We start from the raw sequence: 22,446 nt of genomic DNA, 5'->3' as shown, positions 1-22,446 counted from the left end.
TCAGGAGACGGCCGCGGGGCAGTTGTTGCTCGTCCTCCTGACCGTGTATTCGCGGTCGTCGGTGGTGATGGTCGACGGCTCCCCGTCGAAGTGGGTCTCCACCTTGTCCCAGCCGCGTCGCTGCTCGTAGTGCAGGTGCGGTGCTCCGGAGTTGCCGGTGCTGCCCAGCCGCCCGATCTGCTCACCCTGGGCGACCTTCTGACCGACCTCGACCAGCGGTGGTTCGAGCATGTGCAGGTACTGCGTCTCCCACTTGCCGCCGTGGTCGATCTTCACCCAGTAACCGCCGCCACGCCCCCGTGGGCCGTCGGGGTTGTCCGGGGTACGGCCACCGAGCGACCCGTTGATGCCCGCCACCGTGACCGTGCCGGCGTAGGACGCGAGCACCGGCCGCCCCCACGCCTCGCCCTCGGTGGGGAACAGGTCGACGTCGTAGTCGTCGTGGCCGGGGTAGGTGCCCAGTTGCCACGTCTCGCCGCAGCTGACCGGCATCTGGAAGAGCGGACGCGGACCCGCCGGTCGCAGCATCGGCACCACGACCAGGGCGATGCCGAGAACGGCCGCCACCGCGACGAGCGCGAGGAGAACCCGGACGGTGCGGTTTCGAGGGCGGCGGTGGGTGCGGGCTCTGTCGGGGCTGCCGGTCGTCACCGGCCCGAGCATGGCAGACGCAGGCAACGCTCCCGCTCCGGGCCGCCCGGCCCAGGGAGACATTGCAGTCGCATCGTGAACCAGGTACGGTCAGATGCAATGCAGTCGTATTGCAAAGAGAGTGGGTCCCATGCACGTGATCGCGTTGTCCGAGGCGACCACCCGGATGCTCGACCTGGTCGGGGGCAAGGCCGCCGGTTTGGGCGAGTTGATCCGGCGCGGTGAACGGGTCCCCGAGGGCTTCTGCGTCACCACCGAGGCCCACCGACTCGGCGTCATCCCCACGGCCGAGGTCGTCGCCGCGTACGAGCGGCTCGGGGCGGGCCCGGTGGCGGTGCGCTCCAGCGCCACCGCGGAGGACCTGCCCGACGCCAGCTTCGCCGGGCAGCAGGACACCGTCCTCAACGTCACGGGCACCGCCGAGCTGATCGCGGCCATCGAGACCTGCTGGGATTCGCTGCACAGCGACCGGGCGACCGCCTACCGCGACGCTCACCAGATCGATCATCCGACGGTGCGGATGGCCGTCGTCGTGCAACGCATGATCACGCCCACGGTTGCGGGGGTGCTGTTCACCGCGAACCCGCTGACCGGGCGTCGCGACGAGATGGCGGTCGACGCCGCTGCCGGCCTCGGGACGACAGTGGTGGACGGCGCGGCGACCGTCGACCACTACATCCTCGACGGCGCAGCGATTGTCGACCACCACGTCGACGGCGTCCCACGCGGCGACACGGGATGCCTGACCTCCGCCCACCTGGCCGAACTGCGGGCCACGGGCGAGCGGTTGCAGGCCCACTTCGGCTCCCCGCAGGACGTGGAGTGGGCGGTCGACGCCGACGGCGTGCTGTGGCTCCTGCAGTCCCGGCCGATCACCAGCCTGTTCCCCCTCCCACCACGGACCGGGGAGCCCCTCCCCCGGGTCTACCTGGAGTTCGGTCATGTCCAGGGCATGCTGCAACCGGTCACCCCGATGGGCATGTCGACACTGCGGACGCAGATCGCCGCGATGCTCGCCGCGCTCGGCGTGCGGGTCGACATCGTCGACATCGGTGGCCGGCTCTACGGCGACCTGAGCGACCTGGCGCGAGACAGGTCGTCCCGCAGGCGACTGGTGAAGCTCCTGGCGGTCGACTTCGGGCCACGCGCCCAGGCGGTGATGCAGCACGTACTGGCGGACCCCCGATTCGCGCCGACCGGCAGCCGCGCGAGGCGCGGCGGGGCGCAGGGTGCCGCGTCGCTACGGACGGCCGGCCGCGCGGTGGTGGGGATCCTGCGGGCTCTGGCCCGCCCGGAGGCAGCGCGGATCCGGATGGTCGAGGCGATCGAGCAGATGAGGGTACGGTCGGCCGCCCCCGCCGACCTGCGGACCGCCGCCGACCGGCTGCGCTTCGTGCAGGGGCAGGACTCCGGCGACAGCGCCGACGCCATCATGTGGCCGATCGTCGCGGGGATGCTCGCCGCCGCGCTGCCGACCGCGCTGCTCAAGGGCGTCGCCGGCCCGGACGAGATCCACACCGTGCTGGGCGGCATGCCGCACAACGTCACCATCGAGATGGACCTGGCCCTGTGGCGGCTCGCCCAGGGCGCGGGCGACCACCGTCAACTCCTCCTCGACACCCCGCCGGCCGAGCTGGCCGCGCGCCATCTGCGCGGAACGCTGCCCGACATCGGCATGACCACCTTCCTCGACGTCTACGGTCACCGTGGCGTCGCCGAAGTCGACCTCGGCGTGCCGCGCTGGGCGGAGGACCCCACGCCGGTGTTCGCCGCGGTCGCCAACTACCTGCGGGTGACCGATCCGCGGCAGGGCCCCGACCAGCGCTTCCAGCGGACCGCCGCCGCGGCGGAGGCGTCGCTGGCGGAGCTGGTCACGCGAGTCCGCCGTCGGCGCCCGGTGCGGGGCCGCATCGCCGGCTTCCTGCTGCGCCGGGCGCGGTCGTTGGCCGGTCTGCGCGAGGCCGGCAAGTTCGCCGGGCTGTACCCGTTGCGCGAGACGCGCCGCCAACTGCTGCTCATCGGCGCCGACCTGCACGGCTCGGGATTGCTGGACCAGCCCGACGACATCATGTTCCTGACCCTCGACGAGGTGCACTCCGCCGTACACCAGGGTGTGGATCTGCGCGGGACCGTGACCGCCCGACGGGCGGTGCACCGCCGGGAGTTGCGGCGTCGGACGGTGCCGGTGGCGCTGCTCTCCGACGGCACGGATGTGGAGACCGTCCTGCCGGCGGTGCCCGCCGACGACGGGACGCTCGCCGGCGTGGGCGCGTCGGCGGGGCGGGTGACCGGCCCGGCCCGGGTCGTCCACGATCCGGGCACCGCCCACATCGAGCCCGGCGACGTCCTGGTGGCCGCGACCACGGACCCCGGCTGGACCCCGCTGTTCCTCACCGCCGCGGCGCTGGTCACCGAGACCGGCGCGGTCATGGCGCACGGTCCGACGGTGGCCCGCGAGTACGGCATTCCGGCCGTCATCTGCGTGCCGGACGCCACCCGGACGATCTCCACGGGACAGCTCGTCACCGTGGACGGTGGCGCCGGGACCATCACGGTCCACTGACCGTCGGCCCCCTACCGAGAAGGACGACCATGACCGACACGAAGGCACCGACCAGGGCGCGGGTGGGCCCGCTGCTGCGCCGGGCGGCCGAGGCCGAGGCCGCGACCTGGCGCAGCCTGTACGTCTGGGCCCGGCGCCGCCCCCTGCCCCTGGGGCCCGGCGACGAGCCGTTCGGCTACCTCGGCGTGGTCAAGCCGATCCTGGGCATCTTCATCGGCCTGTCGGTCGTGGAGATCCCCATCTTCGATGTCGTCGTCACCCACGTGGTGCCGTGGCGGCCAGCCCGCTGGATCGTGCTCGGCCTCGGCATCTGGGGTCTGCTCTGGATGATCGGGCTGTTCGCCAGCATGACGATCCATCCGCACATCGTGGGCGACCGGGGTCTACGGGTGCGGCTCAGCTCGGGCATCGACATCTTCATCCCGTGGACCGACGTCGAGGCCCTGCGCAAGCGCTACCGCTCGCTGCCGTCGAGCAGGTCGGTGCAGGTCGAGCAGGAAGGCGACCGTCGAGTGGTGTCCGTCTCCGTCGGCAACCAGACCAGCATCGACGTCCTGCTGCGCCGGCCGCTGACCTTCGATCTGGCGAAGACCGGGTCCACACCGGTGGACGAGCTGCGACTGTACGCCGACGACCCGGACGGCCTCCTGCGCAGCGCGCGCGGCGCACCCGCGAGCACCACCGTCAGCCGGTGACCGCCGCAGCGCCGGCGGGGTGTCCGGGTCACCCACTGTGAAACGATCGAGGCCATGCCCAAGAAGGTCGATCACCAGGAGCGACGCACCCTCATCGCGGACGCGCTGATGCGGGTCGCTGCGGATCAGGGCCTGGAGGCCGTCAGCCTCCGTCACGTGGCTGCCGAGGCCGGCGTGTCCGCCGGCATGGTCCAGCACTACTTCCGGACCAAGGACGAGATGATGGCGTTCGCGATGGCGGTTGTCCGCGAGCGCGGCCAGATCCGGGTCACCGAGGCACTGGCGCGCCTGGGCGAGAACCCCGCCCCCCGGCTGCTGCTGCGCACGATGATCGCCGCGCTGCTACCGCTCGACGATCGGACCCGTGACGACGGGCGGGTGGCGCTGGCATTCCTCGCGTACACCGCGGTACGACCGGCGTCCGCGACCGGCCTGCGCGCCGACACCATGCAGCTGACCAGCTTCATCGCCAGCGTCCTGCCCACCGGAGACGCTGCCCAGGCGGCCGGCCTGCTGGCCCTGATGGAGGGGCTGGGCCTCTATCTGCTGGGCGGGCAGTACACCGCCGAGCAGGCGCTGGACGCGCTGGACGCCCAGCTGGACCTGCTCTTCGGCTCGTCGACGGCCGCCTGAGCGGTCGCCGTCGTAGGGTGCCCTCAGCAGCGCGGTACGTTCGGGATGTACCCGTCGTAGCCGGTCAGCACGAAGGCGTCGGAGACGTAGCGGTTGGTGCCGATCCGGTTCCAGACGGAGGTCGTGCCGTACGGGCCGGTGACCGTGCTGCCGACGGCCTGGCAGTAGACGGAGACGGTGGCGCCGTCGGCGACCGAGCCGACGACCGGGTAGCTGGCGCCGGGGCCGGAGCGCACGTTGAGGCTGGACGCCTCGGTGGTCACCGTGCCGGAGCCGATGCCGGTGATCCCGTTCACCAACTGCATGTAGTAGGTCCAGTTCCAGTTCGGGCCCGGGTCGGTGTGGGTGGCGCCGGGCACCTCACGGTGGGCGATGATGTGCGCCCGGTCCCTGGGTATGCCGTACTTCGTGGCGAGGCTACGGGTGAGCGCAGCCGAGGCGCGGTACATCGCGTCGGTGAACCAGGCGGGGTTGTCGACGAACCCCTCATGCTCGATGCCGATCGACTCGGTGTTGTAGGTCCAGTTGCCGGCGTGCCAGGCGATGTCCTTCTCCCGCACCGACTGGGTGACGGCCCCGTCGGAGGAGCGGAAGGTGTAGTGCGCGCTGGCCTGGGCGGCCGGGTTCTGGAACCAGCCGACAGCGCTGGCATACGAGCCCTGCGTCATGTGGATGACGACGCGGTTCACCGGGTGGCTGCCCGGTCGACTGGCCACCGTGTAGTTGCTCGTGCTGGCCGGCGCCCACGCCGCCGGCCCGTAGTCGGTGCTGAGGGTGCCGATCCCGCCGAGCACCGCGGCCCGCTCCAGGCCACCCCGCCGGGGCGCGACCGGTCGCCCGGCCACCGCCTCACCGCGCCCGGTGAACCCGGCACGCAGCAGGTCGTAGACGGTGTCCGCGTAGAGCCGCGCGACCGACGGCTCGCTGGCGCCGCCGTACCGGGCGACCGGTCCGAACCAACCGTTCACGTCGTCGCGCGCCGAGGCGGTGAGGCCCGCCTGATCGGCGTACGAGCGCAGGACGGCGGCCGCTCCGAGCACGTTCGCTGTGGGTTCGGTGCGCAGCGCGGCCGGACTGAGCCGGGTGAGCGCGGCAGCCTCGTCCAGGGTGCGCACTCCGGGGTTGCTCGCCAGGTGCATCAGCCCGTGGCCGCCCGCCGCGCTCGGTGTGCTGGCGTGCATCTCCAGCCGTGACTCGGCGTAGCCCAGCGCCACCAGGAGGTCGCGCGGAACGTCGTACCGGGCGGCGGCGGTGTCGAACGCGACGGACAGCGGGGCGGCCGTCACTGGCGTGCCACCGGGGTCGGCAACGGCCGGTGACGCGACCGCGACGACTCCGGTCAGGGCGGTGGTCAGGGCGAGCAGGAACCGGCCTCGGTGGAAGCTTCGAAAGGACATGAGCTCTCCTTGCGGTGACTGAGGTTGGCGGCCGGCGAGCCGCCAACCTCGGCGGTCGAACTCGTCAGCACCAGCCGTTGATCGGGCCGTTCACACCGGTCGACAGGTAGGCGTCGGACACCCAACTGCCGTCGCTCAACCGGTTCCAGAGCGCCGTGGTGCCGTACCGCCCGGTGTGGGAGGTGCCGTTGGCGGAGCAGGAGATGGTGACGGTGGCGCCGTCGGCGACCGAGCCGAGCGAGCCGTAGCCGGTGCCCGGCCCGGCACGTCGGGTGAGCACCCCACCGCCGTTCGCGTCGACCACTCCCTGGTTGAAGCCGAGCGCGCCGTAGTTGTAGAGGCCCGCCCCGGCGCCGGCCCAGGCCGACCCGTGCCGCGCGCCGCCCTGGTACGCGGCGGCGCCGTTCGCGAGGACCCACTTGCCGATGTCGTGGCCGGCGATCGGCACGTACGCGCTGTTCTGCCGGAGCCCGAAGTGGACGTGCCGGCCGTAGGCGGCGCCGCCGCAGGTCACATCGGTGCCGGTGTTGCCCAGGACGGTGCCCTGGCCGACACCCGCGCCGTTGACGGAGATGCTGTTCCACAGGTGGTAGTAGTCGGTCGAGTAGCCCCGGTCGTGGATGACGCGGATCCACCCCTGACACATCGTGTACGCCGCCCCGGCCCGGGCCGCGCGGACCACCTGGTCACCACCGGCCAGGTCGACCGAGCTGTACGGCGACTCGGTTCCGCCCCAGCCGTGCGGGCCACTGGTGAGCGTCCACGTCTGGCCAACGCCGAACGGCAGGGCCATTCCGGTCCGGTAGTCGCCGCCCGCGTACATCGGGGCCGGTGTCGTGGTGAGCACGTTCCTCTCCTGGCCCGTCATGAGGGGCGACTCGGCGGCCAGTTCGCCGAAGGCGGCCTCGCCGTCGAAGGCGATCCGCCAGCCGGTGGACCCGGACCGGGCGAGGAAGATCGACCCGGTCGGGTGGGCGTCCTCCTGTCGGGGCGCGAGCGCGACGGCGGTGCCGAACGCCCACCGTCCGCTGGTACGGCTGACGGTGACCCGGGTTTCCGGTCGCGCGTCAGCCGTGGACAGCTGGGCGGAACCGAGCAGCTTGGCGGTCACCGCGGCGGTGAGCGTGGGGGTGACGGCCGCGGCGGCGGCGCTGGGCGCCGCACCGATCAGGCTCGTGACCATCAACAGGGCCGCGGCTGTGCCGCCGACCAGTCGTCGACCGTGTCTCATCGTGGCCTCACTCTCGGGTGGGTTTCGGGCCGTCGGTTTCCGCCACGGGTGCCTCCTTCCGGATGACAACCGAGAGACAACCGTCGATATTGACGCTGATTGTTGTGTAGCAAATCGTCGAAGTCAACGCACCCATCGAAGGTTTTCTACATCCCTGGATTCCTGCCCGCTCCGGCCGGCGTCGGGCTGGGCAGCGCACCGGGCCCGGCGACGGCGATTGCGCGATCCCGTCGGGCGTGGCACTGTGCGGAACGCCGATACCGGAGGGGGCGAGCGCAGATGTTGACTCTTCAACGCGTGTCGGTCGGCTACGGCGACGCGCCGACCGTCCTCCGGGACGTGTCGGTGACCCTCCGACCGGGTCGGGTGCTGGCGTTGACCGGTTCGTCGGGCGCCGGCAAGACCACCCTGCTCAACGCGATGGCCGGGCTGCTGCCCCCACGAGACGGCACGGTGACAGTCGACGGGCAGCCGCTGCGCGACCGTGATCACGCGGTCGAGCACCGAATCGTCCTCGTCCCGCAGGACAACGGTCTGGCCCCGATCCTGACCGCGGCCGAGAACCTTCAGGTGGCACTGGTCGCCGGCGGTATGGCAGCGTCGGAGGCCCGCCAACAGACCGCAGCGCTGTTGGATCGGCTGGGCCTCTCCGGCCAGGCCGACCAGTTGGTCGAGGAGCTGTCCGGCGGCCAGCAGCAGCGCACGGCCATCGCTCGCGGTCTGGCGCTGCGCGGCGGCGTGCTGCTGGCCGACGAGGTGACCAGCGAACTCGACGCGGGCAATCGGCAGCGGGTACTGGACCTGCTGCACGACGAGGCGCGCCGGGGCGCGGCCGTCGTGTTCGCCACCCATGACCCGGAGGTGGCCGCCGCCTGCGAAGCGGAGCTGCACCTCGTCGAGGGTCGGGCGGAGATCGTCCGCGATTGACGGACGTGCGGTAACCGGCAGGTCACAGTCCACCCGCGGGGGGCGGTGAGAATCGGACTCCGCCGATACCCTCACCGTCAATGCTGACCATCATCTGGGCAGCGCTCGCGGCCCGCCGGGCGCAGGCCACAGCCGTGCTCCTGCTCGCGTTGCTCGCCAGTGCGGCCGCCGCTGCCGCACCGACGTACGTCGCCGCGGCCGGGCAGGCCTTGGCGCGCCACGAACTGTCCACCGCGCAGCCGAACGAGCTTCGGGTGCGACTCGCCGATCCCGTCGAAAGTCCGGGGATGCCCGGCGATCCCACCAGGACGGCGTTCGTCGGCAAGGTCCGGCAGTTGACGCCGGCCGGGTTCGACGTCGTCCTGGGCGCCCAGAGCGGCGGTGTCGCCGCCGGCCGTGCCGGCAGGGTGACCTCGAACCTGACCTATCGGGCGGGGGTCTGCGAACGCGTCACCGTGAGCGGCGCCTGTCCCCGGGCCACCTCGAGGGGTCAGCTAGCCGAGGTCATGGTCAGCACGCACACCGCGGCGCGGCTCGGTGTCGCCGTCGGGGACCAGTTCACGTTCGGCGTCGTGCCGGTGCGGGTGGCTGGCGTCTACCAACCGCTGGACGTGCAGGACCCGTTCTGGCTTGGCGAGGAGCTCATCCGGCCCCCTGCGGCGGACTCTCCCAGCACCTCGATCCCGGGCAGCGCCGAGGACGCCATCTTCAGTTCCGACTCCTCACCCCTCGCCGACGATGATGTGATCCTGTCCCGGTCGACAGCCGATCTCTACGCCACCGAGCGGTTGTTGGACAGCCGATCCGTACCGGACCTGCAGGCGGCGCTCGCGGTGCTCAAGCGCGACGGGGGCCGTGCGGGTTACGGGGCCGGCACCAGCCTGCCCGGTCTGTTGGATCGCGTCACGCTGCAACGCGGGCAACTGGCCGACGGCGTGGTGCTGGGCGCGGGGCTGCTCGTCCTGCTCTGCTGGCTGGTCCTCTTCGTCGCGGTCGGTTCGGCTGCCGACCAGCGGCGACCGGAGCAGGGCCTGCTCCTGCTCCGTGGCGTGCAGCGCCGACGACTGTGGGCACTGGCGATCGGCGAGCACGCCGTGCCCGTCCTGGTCGCGATTCCCCTCGGCTGCCTGGCCGGTCTGGGCGCTGCCACACTGCTCGCCGCGCGCACCCTTCCGGCGCACGCCGACGTCACGGTGGACGGGACCACGATCGGATTCGCCACCATCGGCGCCGTCGGCGCGCTCGCCGCGGTGCTGCTGGCCCAGGCTCGGATGATGTCCGCGCCGGTCGTCGACCTGCTACGCCGGGTGCCGGCACGGGTACGGGGGTGGCGGGCGACCATCGGCGACATCGTCGCGGTGTCCATCGCCGTGGCCGCGGTGGTGCAGTTGCGCTCCGGCGGATCGCCCAGTGGCCTGGCACTGCTCGCGCCGGTCGCCGGAGCACTCGCCGCAGGTGTGCTGCTGGCGCGGCTCGCGATGATCGCCGGCGCCACGGTGGGTGCAGCGTTGCTCGCGCGCGGCCGGACAGCCGTCGGCCTCGCCCTGGTGCAGGTGGCCCGGCAACCACGCTTCCGGCCCCTGATCGCCCTGCTCACCGTGGTCGTCGCCATGCTCGCCTTCACCGTCGCGACGAGTGCTGTCGCTTCGGCCGCCTACCGCGACCGCGCGGTCGTCGAGGTCGGCGCCTCCCGGGTCGTCACGGTCGACGCGACGTCGCGTGCACACCTGTTGACAGCCGTGCGGACGGTTGATCCCGAGGGCAGATTCGCGATGGCCGCCGTGGTGTCGGGTTCGCCCGCCGCGGCCGGCACACAGCTGTTGGCCGTGGACTCCGACCGACTGGCGACGGTGGCCGCGCCGCATCCGTCCTACGGCGTGCCCCTGGCGGACATCGCCCGGGACATCCACCCGCCAGCACCGGGGACACCTGTGCAACTGCGGGGTCGACAGCTCATCATGGCGCTCTCCGCCGACTTTGACGCCGAGGTCTTCGACGCGTATCGAGTCCGCCTCGCGATCACGATCTCCGGAAGGAACGGCACCCGGGTGGTCCTTGCTCGCGAGAACATCCAGCCCGGCCGGAAGGATTACGACCTCCAGGTGCCCGAGTGCGCGCAGGAATGTCGACTCGTCAAGATCGAAGTCGACGCTCCCGTGGTGGCCCGGCCACTCAAGGTCCAGTTCGAGGAGCTGCGCACGGCCGACGCCGAAGGCCAGGGCGAGGCGGTGGTGCTGACCGGCGCACAGCTCGCCGATCTGCAACGGTGGCGGCTGCTCGATACGGATGATACGTCCATCAGCGCTGCGAGCGGAACGAAAGCCGCGTTGGTCCTCAATGTCAACGAAGGCCGGCGGGCGAGGCCGGCCGGCGTCGCTGTGCTCGATTCGCCGTTCCCGCTGCCCATCTACCTGACCCGGTCGAAGGGAACGACCGTAGGCCGCTTTCATCCGTACGACGGTGTCGACGGGACACCGACCAACGGGTCGGTTCGAGGACTGGTCGACCGCCTGCCACGGCTCGGTGAATCCGGGCTCATCGTCGACCTGGAGTACGCGGACCGACTCGCCGTCGCCAGTCAGAACGGCAACGAGGAGGTCTGGTTGGCGCGGTCGGCTCCCCCAGACGTCCTCGACCGGCTTCGCGCACAGGGTCTGGTCGTGCGGGACGAGAAGACGATCACCCACGTACGAGAGGATTTCGATCGGCAGGGAGCGGCTTTGGCGCTGCGCTTCAACATGTTCGCCGCGCTGGCCGGGGTGCTGATCGGGGCGGCCGGCATGGTGGCGACTGCCTCCGCCGAGCAGCGCACCCGGGTGGCCATGCTGGTGGCACTCCGCCGGCAGGGGTTGCCACCACGCGCCGTGCGTGGCGGTTACGGGTGGCCGGTCGTGTTCGCGGTGGGGTCGGGTGCGCTCGTCACCCTGGTGATCTGGCTTCTCACCCGGGGCGGGCAGCGTCTGTTCAGTGACGGCCGCTCACCGGTCCCGATACCCGACTGGCCGGACGTCGGCCGGCTGCTGTTGTTCGCGGTGCCGACGGTCATCCTGTTCGCCCTCACGGCGGTCGTGCTCGGTCGGATCGTCGCCGCCTCGGTGCGCCGCCGGAGCGGTCGATGACCGCCGCGCGGCAGGACGAGCCGGTGACCGCCGCACAGTCGGCCGGGGGCGTCACCGTCACCTGCCACCGGCTGATCCACATCTACCCCACCGCCACCGGTGACGTCGTCGCGCTCTCCGGCGTGGACCTGACCATCGCGGCCGGCGAGATGTTGGCGCTGGTGGGTCCGTCCGGCTCTGGCAAGTCCACGTTGGTGGCGATCCTCGGTGGGCTCATGCAACCATCGGCCGGGCGGGTCTACGTGGGCGACCACGAGCTGTCCCGACTCTCCTCCAAGGGCCTGGCCGCCCTGCGCGGGGCCACTGTCGGCACGGTGCTCCAGGGTGCCGAACGCAACCTGCTGCCGTACCTGTCGCTGTCGCGCAACATCTGGCTGGCGCAGCGACCCGCGGCGCGCCTCGCCGGACGCCGGCTCGACCCACCGGAGGCGATCCTGGACCTCGTCGGCCTCGGCGGCGCCGGCGCGCGGCGGGTGGGCGACCTGACTCCGGGGCAGCGTCAGCGGGCCGCCCTGGCGCAGGGGCTCGCCGCCGGGCCCGGCCTGCTCCTGGTCGACGAGCCGACCAGTCAGCTCGACGTGGCCGGTCGAGACGAGGTGCTCGCGGCGCTGGCCACCGTCAACGCGGAGCGGGGCACCACAGTGGTCGTGGTGACCCACGACGGCGAGGTGGGCGCCCAACTCGGCCGAGCGGTCACCATCCGGGACGGCCGGGTCGGCGCCGAGGGGCGTAACGGCCGGGACTTCGCCGTGGTGGCCGGTGACGGCACGATCCAGTTGCCGCCCGAGACGTCGGCGGCCTTCCCGGCCGGGACGTTGTTCGAGGTCGACCACAACGATGAGTCGATCACTCTGCGCGCCGTGGCCACCCCGTCGTCCCTCGGCGGAGACGACGGGATGGCCAGCGCCAGCGGCGAGCCTGACCACGCCGTCTGAACGGGCCAAGTTGGCTCAGTTCACCGTCGTAGCGGCCCGCGCCTTCAGCCGGCGCAGCTCGTCGGCGGACATCAGCCAGGTGGAGTTCGTCGTGCCCAGGCCGAGGAGCACCTGGTCGAACGCGTTGCCGTCGTTGTCGTCGGTGTAGCAGACACTCACCTCACCCCAGGGCGACGCGGCGACGGCAAAATGCTCCTGGCGACCGGTCGTGGTCTGGCTCAACGCCTGGGCGGCCAGCCGGCCGGTGGACGTGCCGTCGGGGTTGAGGCCGCGCGCCCAGACATCCGGGTTGGCGCCCGACACCGTCCAGCCCACCACGACGTTGTCCTGGTCGTCGATTCCGACCCCGGGAGCGACGGCGCCGGCCCCGGTGGAGACCTCGACCTCGCCGTGCCGGGCGGTGCCGGCCGCGGTGAACGAACGCGCCCAGACACCCCGACCGCCGGTGTGGTCGGATTCCCATCCGACCGTGAAGTCACCGGCGAAGTTCGCCGCGACCGAGGCGCGCTGCTGCTGCCCTCCGCTCTGCGCGTTGGCCGTCCGCCGCGACAGCACCACCGCACCGTTGGCGCGGGCCAGCCGGGTCAGACCGATGTTGTACGAGCCGTTCGCGTCGGCGTCCTCGTCCCACACCACCAGCGCCTCGCCGGACGCCGACACCGCCACGTCGGGGCGGTGGTGCGTGCCAGTGGTCTGCGAGGCCGTCACCTCGTACCCCTTGGTGGTGGCCGCGGTGAAGCCGGCGGCCTTGACGGTGGCGGAAGCGGTGCCCTGCACGTCCTCCCAGACCACGGTGAAACCGACAGCGGCGGTGGTCGGCGCGCCGTCCGGGTCGACGGCGACCTTCGGCCAGATCTGCTGCCCGGCGTCGCTGGCGTTGGCCTGCCCCGAACCGAGCACCGCGCCGGTGGGCGACACCACCCGGTACTGGATGTTGTAGACGCCGTTGCCGTCGCCGTCGGCGGCCCAGACCACCACGGCGTTGCCCCGGTCGTCGAGCCCGACGTCGGGGCTGATGTGCCGCCAGGCGGCCCCACTGGTGCCGCCGGTGGAGAGCTTCAGCTCGTAGCCCGGCGTGCCATCGCGAAACAGCCGCAGGTAGATCTCGCTGTGGGTGTCGTCCTCGGGGGCGGTGCTGTCCCGGTCGTCCTCCCACGCCACCGCGACCTGACCGTTGCGGTTCATCGCGATGGCGGGCAGGTCCTGGTCGCCGGTGGCCACGCTGTTCGCGGTGGCCCAGGTGACCGCCTCGGCGGTCATGGCGGTCGGGGCCGGTACCACGTTCGGCACCAGCAGGGACGCGGTGAGCAGTGCGGTGATTGCGGTCATGATGACTCTCCCTCAACCGGCCTGGAGGCCGGGCTGGCCGTCGAGGATGACGAACGAGCCCACCGTGGACGCCGCGGCGCCGTGCTCGGTCACGGTGTTCAGCGCGCGGAAGTCCGCGCGGACCTGGCTGCGACTGATCGTGGTACGCACGTAGCCGCGCCGGTCCGAGTGGAACCTCAGGTGCGGGTTGGTCGCCGCGTTCGGGATGGTGGTGCTGCCGGTGCCGTTGCCGGCGGAGGTGATCGAGGTGCAGACCAGCTCGGTGCCGATGGTGGCGGACGACGGGTTGGCGTAGTCGGCCTTGAGGTCGTTCGCCCACGACTTGTGCACGTCCCCGGTGAGCACCAGCGGGTTGCGCACCCCGCGCTGCTGCCAGCCGGTCTGGATCCGACTGCGCGAGGCCCGGTAGCCGTCCCACGCGTCCATGCTCGCCGCCCCGGCCGCGTCGAACTGGCGGGCGAAGAAGACCTGCTGGCCGAGGATGTCCCAGGTGCCGTAGCGCTGGGCCAACCCGTCGAGCAGCCACGCCTCCTGGGTCGCCCCGGTCAGCGACCGCGAGGCCAGGTCGGCGTCGGCGCAGACCTTCCAGCCGTCACCGCACGCCTGGTCGTCGCGGAACTGCCGGGTGTCGAGCATGTGGAAGGTCGCGAGCTGTCCCCATCGGACGCGCCGGTACAGCGGGATGCTGTTGCCGTTCGCGGCGGAGGCCGGCCGCAGTGGCATGTTCTCGTAGTAGGCCCGGTACGCGGCGGTGCGTCGGGCGGTCCACTGCGCGGCGGTCAGCGTCGGGCTGCTGTCGTTGCGGACCATGTTGGCGTAGTTGTTTTCCACCTCGTGGTCGTCCGGCACCACCAGCCAGGGTGCCGCCGCGTGCGCCGCCTGCAGGTCGGGGTCGGACTTGTAGAGCGCGTACCGGCGGCGGTAGTCGGCGAGCGACACGATCTCCGCGCCGACGTGCTGCCGCACGGCGGAGGTGTTGACGCCACCCTCGTAGATGTAGTCCCCCAGGTGCAGGATGAGCCCGGGGTTGTCCTCGGCCATCCGCCGGTAGGCGGTGTAGTAGCCGGCCTCGTAGTGGGCGCAGGAGGCGAAGGCCATCACCAGGTCACGGCCGAAGCTGCCCGGTGCCGGGGCGGTCCGGGTGCGCCCGACCGGGGAGATCTGACCCTGGGCCCGAAACCGGTAATAGTAGTCGGAGTCGGCGGCAAGCCCGCCCGCGATCGCGTGCACCGAGTGGGCGTCGGCGTAGCGGGCGACCACCGACCCGGAGGCGACCAGCGAGGTGAACCGGTCGGTGGCGGACACCTGCCACTCGACTGTCACGTCGGCGTTGGCCATGCCGCCCTGCCCGTCGGCGTTGAGCGGAGACGGTGCCAGCCGGGTCCAGAGGACCACGCTGTCGGGCGCCGGATCACCGGACGCCACACCGAGCTTGAAGGGGTACGGCACCGCGGCGTGGGCACCCTGGCGGGGTGTCACCGCGACACCGGCGGCTACGAGTCCACTGAGGACGAAGATGCGACGGCTCAGCCTTGTCATGGTCAACAGCTTCGGGAACTTCGATGAACGGCGATGGCTTAGGCGCGGAATCGCGCGTGACGGAATGCTGTCCGCACCAAGGCGGTCAGGTGTCCTGACCACCCGAGCGCGGGGCTCGTGCCGTCAGGTGAGTGGGGACGGCGACTCGGCGTCGGGGATCACCAGCTTCGGTGCCCCTGACCCGTCGGCCGGGACGCTCCACACGTCCGGGCGGCCGTCGCTCTGCCGCAGCGTGTAGGCCAGCGTGGCACGGTCGAGCCAGGCCGCCTGGTCGTCGACGCTGGTCGTCTCGGCCGTCGCGGTGATCCGCCCCGACGCCAGGTCCAGGACCGACAGTCGCCAACCCTTCGTGGGGTCGGCGTCGACCGCCTCCTTGAACGCGAGCCGGGTGCCGTCCGGTGACAGCGACGGGCACTCGACGTTTTCCTTCAGCGTCTCGACCGTACGGGCGGCGAAGTCACCCCGGACGAGATACCTCCTGCCCCCGGTCGACATGGTCGCGTAGAAGCTGTTGTCGTCGGCGGTGAAGGTGACGCCCCAGTAGTTGACGTCCGGGTGGCGGTAGCGGCGGCCGTCCTTCGTGACGGCGAACTCCTCCAGCGAGGCCACCGTGGCACCACTCACGGTGTCGAGGATCCCGGTGCGGGTGGAGAAACCGCTGGAGGTGTACGAGTCGCCGCCGACGAACGTCGTCCAGGAGACCATCCGGCCGGAGGCCGAGACCCGGGCCCGGTTCGGCAGGCCCGGCACGCTGATCGCCCGCGTCTGGCGCAGCGCCGCGTCGAGCACGACCATCTGGTACGACCAGGCGGTCTCCGGCTTCAGGCAGACCCCGGTGCCGGCGGCGGCGTACACCCGGAGGCATTCCAGGCCGGAGACCGTACGCGACCCGGCGGGGTCGGCCGTCGCGACGGTGGACACGTACCGGTCGGTGATCGCCAACAGGCGCGGGCCGGGTGTCAGGGTGACCGCCTGGTCGCCGGCGGCGGGAGGTGGCGGCATGGCCGGTTCCGCTGCCATGGCCACATAGCCGGCCGCCACGCTGCCCAGCAGCACGGCCGAGGCGACCACCACGCCGATCTTGGCTCGGGTCGACATCGCGGTCATCGGGGCACCTTCCGGGTGATCAGGCGGGACGGGGAGGCCAGCAGGAGGAGCGTGCCGACCAGGACCCCGGCGACGGCGACGGCCGCCGCGCGGATCGCGTTCTCCGGTCCCCACGCCTGCCAGGCGAGACCGAACAGGACGGAGGAGACGAGGTACGCCAGGGCCTGCCCGGTCTGCACGAGCGCGATCCCGGTGGTCCGCAGTCGCGCCGGCAGCACCGGGCCGGCGAGCGCGATGAGCACGCCGTCGGTGGCCGCGTAGAACGCGCCGTACAGCGCCAGCGTCAGCGCGATCAGGGGCCAACCGTCGACGGGACCGGCCAGCAGCAGGTACGTCGCGCCGAGGGCGGTGTAGCCACCGATCACCACGGGCAGACGGCCGATCCGGTCGGCGAGTACGCCGAGCGGGGCGGCGAGCAGCAGGTAAGCCAGGCTGGTCCCCACCGCGAGCAGCGGAAACCAGCGCAGACCGAGGTCCTCCCGGCGTTGCAGCAACAGGTAGACGAACCCGTCGCCGATGGTGGCCAACCCGAGCATCGCCGCGGCCAGCACCAGCCGGCGGGCGGGTCCGCCGCGCAACAGCCCGAACGCCTCGCGCACGGAGACCGTCGGGTCGCTCGGCTGCTGCGTCGGCTCGCCGGCCGGACGCTCGCGGACGAAGAGCACGAGCACGACCACGGCCAGGGCCGCGATGCAGAAGCTGGTGACGAAGACCGCGTCGTAGGACTGCCCGACGACCAGCAGGACCGCGAACGCGGCGAGCGGCCCGAGGAACGCCCCGACGCTGTCCATCGCCCGGTGCACCCCGAACGCCCGACCCAGCGCCTCGGGTGGGCTGGAGAGCGTGATCAGCGCGTCGCGCGGCGCGCTGCGTACGCCCTTGCCGAGCCGGTCGACGGCGATGACGGCGCCGATCGCCGGTATCGACCGGCCGGCGAGCAGCAGACCGAGCTTCGCGAGCGCCGAGAGCGTGTAACCGATGCCGGCGATCAGCTTGCGCCGCCGGAACCGGTCGGCGGCGAAGCCGCCCACGACCCGCAGCAGGGCGGTGGCGCCGGTGTGGACGCCGTCGAGCACGCCGAAGGCCACCGGGCTGAGTTGCAGGCCCAGCACCAGATAGAGGGGCAGGACGGCGGCCACCATCTCGGCCGAGACGTCGGTGATGAGGCTGACCGTGCCGAGTGCGACGACGTTGCCGCTGACCAATGCGAACCGTCGGCGCCGTGGCCCGGGTCCGGGTTCCTCGGCGGCCGGCCGGGAGACGGTCGACAGGTACACGAGCATCTCCTCGGGTCGACGACTGACGGTCAGCCATGGTGGCGACCGGGCCGGAAGGGCCGCAAGGGACGGTGGGCGTCAAGCAGACATGTGACGGATGAACAGGTGACAAACATCGAGAGGTTTCATCGTTCGAACGTACTGTTCATCTGGCGGCAGTGCGTCGGTTCATCGGCCTTTCTACATTCCTTGCGCTCTCCACCCGCAGAAAGGGAGTCCTGGATGGACATTCGATTCGCCCGCCCACCGCTGACGCTGGGAACGGTCGCGGTGCTCGTCGTCGCCAGCGCCGCCGTCGTCCTCACCAGCTCGGTCGCGGCGTCGGCGGCGAGCGTGACGTTCACGCCGGTCGCTGACACCTACGTTCAGAGCGACACAGCCTCCACCAGCTACGGCACGTCCACGCAGATCGTGGTCGACAACTCGCCGGTGCGGCGCTCGTTCCTGCGCTTCACGGTGAGCGGCGTCAGCGGCACGGTGACCGGCGCCAAGCTGCGACTACGCACGATCAGTGGCAACAGCGGCAGCGACGCCGGTGGCACGTTCCGCCGCATGTCCAACACGACGTGGTCCGAGACCGGCACCACCTGGAACAACCAGCCGGCCATCGACGGGGCCACGCTCGGCACGGTCGGCGCGGTCAGCGGCAACACCTGGTACGAGGTCGACGTCACGGCGGCGGTCACCGGCAACGGCACGTACAGCTTCGGTGCGACCTCCTCCAGCGGCGACGGCGCCTACTACGACACCCGCGAGAGCGGGGCAGACGCCCCGCAGCTGGTGGTCACCACCGGGACCACGCCACCCCCGTCCGGGGACCCGGTGTTCGTCGGCGCCGGCGACATCGCCGACTCGGGCTCCGGCGACAGCGCCACCGCGACGCTGCTCGACAACATCCCGGGGACGGTCTTCACCACCGGCGACAACGTCTACGACAGCGGCACCGCGTCGCAGTTCAGCAGCTACTACGAGCCCACCTGGGGTCGGCACAAGACGCGCACCCGCCCGTCGCCGGGCAACCACGACTACAACACGTCGGGAGCCACCGGCTACTACAACTACTTCGGTACGTCCGCCGGCCCGAGCGGCCGCGGCTACTACTCGTTCGACCTCGGCAACTGGCACATCGTGTCGCTCAACTCGAACATCAGCATGTCGGCCGGCTCGACGCAGGAACAGTGGCTGCGCGCGGACCTGGCGGCCAGCAGCAAGCCGTGCACGCTCGCGTACTGGCACCACCCGCTGTTCACGTCCAGCTCCAACCACGCGCCGTCGACGTCGACGCGTCCGCTGTACCAGGCGCTCTACGACTACAACGCCGACGTCGTGGTGTGGGGGCACAACCACGTGTACGAACGGTTCGCCCCGATGAACCCCTCCGGTGGCGCGGACGCCAGCCGGGGTATGCGCAGCTTCGTCGCCGGGATGGGCGGTGCGAGCCACTACGGCTTCGGCACCATCCAGCCCAACAGCGAGGCGCGCAACAGCTCGGCGTGGGGTGTCCTGAAGTTCACCCTGCACTCCGGCAGCTACGACTGGCAGTTCGTGCCGGTGGCCGGGCAGACCTACAACGACAGCGGCACCGGCAACTGCCACTGACCGCGTGATCCCGCTGCGTCGTCCGCGGCGCAGCGGGATCCTCTCGCGCGCGGCCGCAGTGCCGCTAGCGGCGCTGCGGCGCTACCGGCACTGCAGCGCTGCGGTGTCGCTTCCTGGCGGGCCCTGGGGTGTGTCCGGCTCAGTGTAAAGCTGCCCCAGATATGGGGCGGCGCCGACCGGATCACCACCCGAGAGCGCCACGGGCACTGGCAACGGCCGCGAGCACCATGAGCCCCGGTGCAGGCAGGGCCAGCCGGGATTCACCGCAGCCGTCTCCGCAGGGCGGTCATATTCACCGCAGCCGTCTCCGCAGGGCGCGGTCAGATTCACCGCAGCCGTCTCCGCAGGGCGCGGTCAGATTCACCGCAGCCGTCTCCGCAGGGCGCGGTCCATATCTGGGGCAGCTCTACAGGACCACCGACAGGTGGGGCCGACCCTGCGGGCGGTTCAGGCATCGGCGCGGGAAGCCCTCAACCAGCGCGCCGGGCGCCGGCTCGGGGCCGAGGCGGGGCCGGTGTGTCTAACGACCACGTGTTGACGCGTGGCCCCTGCCCGCGAGGCGGGCAGGGGCCACGGTCGTGCTGTCGCGACGTCAGCGGGCCGTGCCGGCCCGGCGCTTGTTGTAGACGTCGAAGGCGACGGCGACGAGCAGGACGAGACCCTTCACCACCGACTGGGTCGACTGGTCGATACCCATCAGCTGCATGCCGTTGCTCATCACCGCCATGATCAGGCCACCGACCATCGCGCCCACGACGGTGCCGACACCACCGGTGACCGCCGCGCCGCCGATGAAGGCCGCGGCGATCGCGTCCAGCTCGAACATGTTGCCGGCGGCGGGCTGCGCGCCGTTCGACCGCGACGAGTAGATGACGCCGGCCACCGCGGCCAGGAAGCCCATGTTGACGAACATCCAGAAGTTGACGGTCCGGACCTTCACGCCGGACAGCGCCGCCGCCGACAGGTTGCCACCGATCGCGTAGACCTGGCGGCCGAAGACCGTACGCCGGGTGAGCAGGCCGTAGACCAGCACGAGGACCGCGAGGATGATCAGCACGATCGGCAGGCCACGGGCGTGCGCCAGCTGCCAGGCGAAGTACATGAGGACCGCGCCGACCACGACGACACGGGCGACGAACAGCGGGAACGACTCGACGGGCTGCTGGTAGCGCACGCGGGCCACGCGGGTGCGGAAGCCGCTCACCGCGTAGCCGGCCACCGCGACGGCGCCGATCAGCAGCGTGAAGGCGTCAAAACCGTTTCCGCCGAGCAGGCCGTTGAGGAAGCCCGCCGCGACCTGCTGGTATTCCGACGGGAACGGCGACAGCGAGATGTTGTCGAGCACCCGCAGGGTGAGGCCCCGGAACAGCAGCATGCCGGCCAGGGTCACGATGAAGGCCGGGATGCCGGCGTACGCAACCCAGAAGCCGTGCCAGGCACCGACCGCGACACCGACGGCGAGCGCGGCGAGGACGCCGACCCACCAGGGATAGCCCTGCTGGATCACCAGGACGGCGGACACCGCTCCGGTCAGCGCGACGACCGATCCGACCGACAGGTCGATGTGCCCGCCGATGATCAGGATGACCATCCCGATCGCCAGCACCAGGATGTACGAGTACTGGAGAACGATGTTCGTGATGTTGCCCGGGCTCAGCAGCACCCCGTCGGTCAGGATCGCGAAGAGCCCGACGATGACGACCAGCGCGACGTAGATCCCGCTCTGCCGCAGGTTGTTCAACACCAGCGCACGCAGGTCGCTCGTCCCACTGTGCAGGGCGGCGGCGGGCGTGCTGTCCGGGGGCGTCGGGCGCTCCGTCGAAGGGGTCTTGATGCTGGTCATCCGACGAGCTCCTTGTCCTTGGTCATCAGCTCCATGAGGCTCTCCTGAGTCGCCTCGGCCACCGGCATCTCACCGGTGATCCGGCCGGCGGCGAGGGTGTAGATGCGGTCGCACATCCCGAGCAGCTCCGGCAGCTCGGAGGAGATGACGATCACCGCCTTACCGGCGGCCACCAACCGATTGATGATCGTGTAGATCTCGAACTTCGCGCCGACGTCGATCCCTCGAGTGGGTTCGTCGAGGATCAGCACATCCGGGTCGGTGAACAGCCACTTCGACAGCACGACCTTCTGCTGGTTACCGCCGGAGAGCTTCCCGACCACCGCCATGACGCTGGTGGTCCTGATGTTCATCTCCTTGCGGCTCGCCTCAGCGACCTTGATCTCCTCGTTGCCGTTCACCCAGCCCAGCCGGGACAACCGGTCCAACGCGGCGGCGGAGACGTTACGGCGGACGTCGTCGATGAGGTTGAGGCCGTACCGCTTGCGGTCCTCGGTGACGTACGCGATGCCGTTGTCGATCGCCTCGGCGACGGTGCGCGCGTGCACCTCGCGCCCGCGCACGAACAGCCGGCCGCTGATGTCACGCCCGTACGAGCGACCGAACACGCTCATCGCCAGCTCGGTCCGCCCGGCGCCCATCAGGCCCGCGATGCCGACGACCTCGCCGGCGCGGACGGACAGGCCGACGCCCTCGACGACCTTCCGGTCCTGGACCGGGTGCCGCACCGTCCAGTCCTCGATCCGGAGGACCTCCTCGCCGGGGGACGACTCGCGGTCGGGGTAGAAGCTGTCCAGGTCGCGCCCCACCATGCCCCGGATGATGCGCTGCTGAGTCACCTCGTCGGACTTCATGTCCAGGGTCTCCACGGCGCGCCCGTCCCGGATGACGGTGGTCGAGTCGGCGATGGCGGTGATCTCGTTGAGCTTGTGCGAGATCATGATGCAGGTGATGCCCTGCTCCTTGAGGGCCCGCAACAGATCGAGCAGGTGCGCCGAGTCGATGTCGTTGAGTGCGGCCGTCGGCTCGTCCAGGATGAGCAGGCGCACCTTCTTCGACAGCGCCTTGGCGATCTCGACCAGCTGCTGCTTGCCGACACCGAGCTGGATGACCGGGGTGACCGGGTTCTCGTGCAGCCCGACGGACGCCAGCAGCTTCGCCGCTTCGGCGTTGGCGAAGTTCCAGTCGATGAGCCCGCTGCGGCCGCGCCGCTCGTTGCCGAGGAAGATGTTCTCCGCGATCGACAGGTACGGCACCAGGGCGAGCTCCTGGTGGATGATGACGATGCCGTTGGCCTCGCTGTCGCGAATGCCCCGGAACTGCATCGGTTTGCCGTCGAAGAGGATCTCACCGTCGTACGAACCGGACGGGTGGACGCCGGACAGCACCTTCATCAGGGTTGACTTGCCGGCGCCGTTCTCCCCGCAGATGGCGTGGATCTCCCCGCGACGCACCGCGAGGGTGACGTCCTCCAGCGCGGTCACGCCGGGGAAGGTCTTGGTGATGCGGCGCATCTCCAGGATGGTGTCGTCCATGGTCACTGTCCTCTGTCAGGTCGGACGCGGTACACCACAGCGTCGGGCCCGGCGATGATCGCCGGG

General features: G+C 71.2%; 16 protein-coding genes. 7 read left to right on the top strand and 9 right to left on the bottom strand.

Annotated features, from left to right (window positions below; genetic code table 11):
- The gene (locus HNR22_RS28625) at window positions 1-663 is read right to left on the bottom strand and encodes a M23 family metallopeptidase (RefSeq protein WP_179783758.1); all 663 of its coding nucleotides are present in this window, start codon (window positions 661-663) and stop codon (window positions 1-3) included.
- A 118-nt stretch (window positions 664-781) separates the two neighbouring features.
- Between HNR22_RS28625 and HNR22_RS28620 the strand changes: the two genes are divergently transcribed.
- Genes HNR22_RS28620 through HNR22_RS28610 form a run of 3 tightly spaced genes read left to right on the top strand, consistent with a single transcriptional unit; the run spans window position 782 to window position 4,542 of the window.
- Complete coding sequence (locus HNR22_RS28620) at window positions 782-3,214, top strand: PEP/pyruvate-binding domain-containing protein (RefSeq protein WP_179782978.1); 2,433 nt, start codon at window positions 782-784, stop codon at window positions 3,212-3,214.
- Between the two features lie 29 nt (window positions 3,215-3,243).
- Window positions 3,244-3,909 carry a hypothetical protein gene (locus HNR22_RS28615; protein ID WP_179782977.1) on the top strand — a complete coding sequence of 222 codons (666 nt, stop codon included), beginning with the start codon at window positions 3,244-3,246 and terminating at the stop codon, window positions 3,907-3,909.
- A 54-nt stretch (window positions 3,910-3,963) separates the two neighbouring features.
- The gene (locus tag HNR22_RS28610) at window positions 3,964-4,542 is read left to right on the top strand and encodes a TetR/AcrR family transcriptional regulator (protein WP_179782976.1); all 579 of its coding nucleotides are present in this window, start codon (window positions 3,964-3,966) and stop codon (window positions 4,540-4,542) included.
- 23 nt (window positions 4,543-4,565) lie between these two features.
- Here HNR22_RS28610 and HNR22_RS31555 read toward each other — a convergent pair whose 3' ends face one another.
- Window positions 4,566-5,939, bottom strand: coding sequence for an N-acetylmuramoyl-L-alanine amidase (locus HNR22_RS31555; protein ID WP_179782975.1), 1,374 nt, complete (start codon window positions 5,937-5,939; stop codon window positions 4,566-4,568).
- 64 nt (window positions 5,940-6,003) lie between these two features.
- A complete protein-coding gene (locus tag HNR22_RS28600) occupies window positions 6,004-7,170 on the bottom strand; it encodes a peptidase M23 (RefSeq protein ID WP_246381014.1) in 1,167 nt (388 codons plus the stop codon).
- Window positions 7,171-7,449: 279 nt separating this feature from the next.
- On the opposite strand from HNR22_RS28600, the gene HNR22_RS28595 reads away from it, so the two are divergent.
- The 3 genes from HNR22_RS28595 (at window position 7,450) to HNR22_RS28585 (ending at window position 12,151) form a co-directional block, all read left to right on the top strand.
- Window positions 7,450-8,097 carry an ABC transporter ATP-binding protein gene (locus HNR22_RS28595; protein ID WP_179782974.1) on the top strand — a complete coding sequence of 216 codons (648 nt, stop codon included), beginning with the start codon at window positions 7,450-7,452 and terminating at the stop codon, window positions 8,095-8,097.
- 80 nt (window positions 8,098-8,177) lie between these two features.
- On the top strand, window positions 8,178-11,216 hold the full coding sequence (locus HNR22_RS28590; RefSeq protein WP_179782973.1) for an FtsX-like permease family protein: 3,039 nt from the start codon (window positions 8,178-8,180) through the stop codon (window positions 11,214-11,216).
- Window positions 11,213-12,151, top strand: coding sequence for an ABC transporter ATP-binding protein (locus HNR22_RS28585; RefSeq protein ID WP_179782972.1), 939 nt, complete (start codon window positions 11,213-11,215; stop codon window positions 12,149-12,151). The genes HNR22_RS28590 and HNR22_RS28585 overlap by 4 nt, the downstream gene beginning before the upstream one ends.
- 15 nt (window positions 12,152-12,166) lie before the next feature.
- On the opposite strand, the gene HNR22_RS28580 is transcribed toward HNR22_RS28585, so the two are convergent.
- The 4 genes from HNR22_RS28580 to HNR22_RS28565 form a co-directional block, all read right to left on the bottom strand.
- A complete protein-coding gene (locus HNR22_RS28580; protein WP_179782971.1) occupies window positions 12,167-13,480 on the bottom strand; it encodes a hypothetical protein in 1,314 nt (437 codons plus the stop codon).
- Window positions 13,481-13,492: 12 nt separating this feature from the next.
- Complete coding sequence (locus tag HNR22_RS28575) at window positions 13,493-15,019, bottom strand: alkaline phosphatase D family protein (RefSeq protein ID WP_179782970.1); 1,527 nt, start codon at window positions 15,017-15,019, stop codon at window positions 13,493-13,495.
- A gap of 123 nt (window positions 15,020-15,142) precedes the next feature.
- The gene (locus HNR22_RS28570) at window positions 15,143-16,126 is read right to left on the bottom strand and encodes a TolB family protein (RefSeq protein ID WP_218906771.1); all 984 of its coding nucleotides are present in this window, start codon (window positions 16,124-16,126) and stop codon (window positions 15,143-15,145) included.
- The gene (locus tag HNR22_RS28565; RefSeq protein ID WP_179782969.1) at window positions 16,123-17,409 is read right to left on the bottom strand and encodes an MFS transporter; all 1,287 of its coding nucleotides are present in this window, start codon (window positions 17,407-17,409) and stop codon (window positions 16,123-16,125) included. Before HNR22_RS28565 ends, HNR22_RS28570 begins: the two co-directional genes overlap by 4 nt.
- Before the next feature lie 216 nt (window positions 17,410-17,625).
- Here HNR22_RS28565 and HNR22_RS28560 point away from each other — a divergent pair, with 216 nt between their 5' ends.
- Complete coding sequence (locus tag HNR22_RS28560; RefSeq protein WP_179782968.1) at window positions 17,626-19,002, top strand: CBM96 family carbohydrate-binding protein; 1,377 nt, start codon at window positions 17,626-17,628, stop codon at window positions 19,000-19,002.
- Window positions 19,003-19,594: 592 nt separating this feature from the next.
- Here the strand turns inward: HNR22_RS28560 and mmsB are convergent.
- Window positions 19,595-20,845, bottom strand: a complete 1,251-nt coding sequence (gene mmsB, locus HNR22_RS28555) for a multiple monosaccharide ABC transporter permease (RefSeq protein WP_179782967.1) — start codon at window positions 20,843-20,845, stop codon at window positions 19,595-19,597.
- Entirely contained in the window at window positions 20,842-22,380 is a 1,539-nt protein-coding gene (gene mmsA, locus HNR22_RS28550) for a multiple monosaccharide ABC transporter ATP-binding protein (protein ID WP_179782966.1), read from the bottom strand. The genes mmsB and mmsA overlap by 4 nt, the downstream gene beginning before the upstream one ends.
- Between the last annotated feature and the right edge of the window lie 66 nt (window positions 22,381-22,446).

The organism is Micromonospora jinlongensis (assembly GCF_013410645.1).
Lineage (GTDB): Bacteria > Actinomycetota > Actinomycetes > Mycobacteriales > Micromonosporaceae > Micromonospora > Micromonospora zamorensis.
This window is presented reverse-complemented; position numbering and strand designations above follow the sequence as displayed.

Bases quoted from the DNA above. Each gene is read 5' to 3' on its own strand.
- HNR22_RS28625 (WP_179783758.1), bottom strand. From the start codon at position 663: ATGCTCGGGCCGGTGACGACCGGCAGCCCCGACAGAGCCCGCACCCAC.
- HNR22_RS28620 (WP_179782978.1), top strand. From the start codon at position 782: ATGCACGTGATCGCGTTGTCCGAGGCGACCACCCGGATGCTCGACCTG.
- HNR22_RS28615 (WP_179782977.1), top strand. From the start codon at position 3,244: ATGACCGACACGAAGGCACCGACCAGGGCGCGGGTGGGCCCGCTGCTG.
- HNR22_RS28610 (WP_179782976.1), top strand. From the start codon at position 3,964: ATGCCCAAGAAGGTCGATCACCAGGAGCGACGCACCCTCATCGCGGAC.
- HNR22_RS31555 (WP_179782975.1), bottom strand. From the start codon at position 5,939: ATGTCCTTTCGAAGCTTCCACCGAGGCCGGTTCCTGCTCGCCCTGACC.
- HNR22_RS28600 (WP_246381014.1), bottom strand. From the start codon at position 7,170: ATGAGACACGGTCGACGACTGGTCGGCGGCACAGCCGCGGCCCTGTTG.
- HNR22_RS28595 (WP_179782974.1), top strand. From the start codon at position 7,450: ATGTTGACTCTTCAACGCGTGTCGGTCGGCTACGGCGACGCGCCGACC.
- HNR22_RS28590 (WP_179782973.1), top strand. From the start codon at position 8,178: ATGCTGACCATCATCTGGGCAGCGCTCGCGGCCCGCCGGGCGCAGGCC.
- HNR22_RS28585 (WP_179782972.1), top strand. From the start codon at position 11,213: ATGACCGCCGCGCGGCAGGACGAGCCGGTGACCGCCGCACAGTCGGCC.
- HNR22_RS28580 (WP_179782971.1), bottom strand. From the start codon at position 13,480: ATGACCGCAATCACCGCACTGCTCACCGCGTCCCTGCTGGTGCCGAAC.
- HNR22_RS28575 (WP_179782970.1), bottom strand. From the start codon at position 15,019: ATGACAAGGCTGAGCCGTCGCATCTTCGTCCTCAGTGGACTCGTAGCC.
- HNR22_RS28570 (WP_218906771.1), bottom strand. From the start codon at position 16,126: ATGACCGCGATGTCGACCCGAGCCAAGATCGGCGTGGTGGTCGCCTCG.
- HNR22_RS28565 (WP_179782969.1), bottom strand. From the start codon at position 17,409: ATGCTCGTGTACCTGTCGACCGTCTCCCGGCCGGCCGCCGAGGAACCC.
- HNR22_RS28560 (WP_179782968.1), top strand. From the start codon at position 17,626: ATGGACATTCGATTCGCCCGCCCACCGCTGACGCTGGGAACGGTCGCG.
- mmsB (WP_179782967.1), bottom strand. From the start codon at position 20,845: ATGACCAGCATCAAGACCCCTTCGACGGAGCGCCCGACGCCCCCGGAC.
- mmsA (WP_179782966.1), bottom strand. From the start codon at position 22,380: ATGGACGACACCATCCTGGAGATGCGCCGCATCACCAAGACCTTCCCC.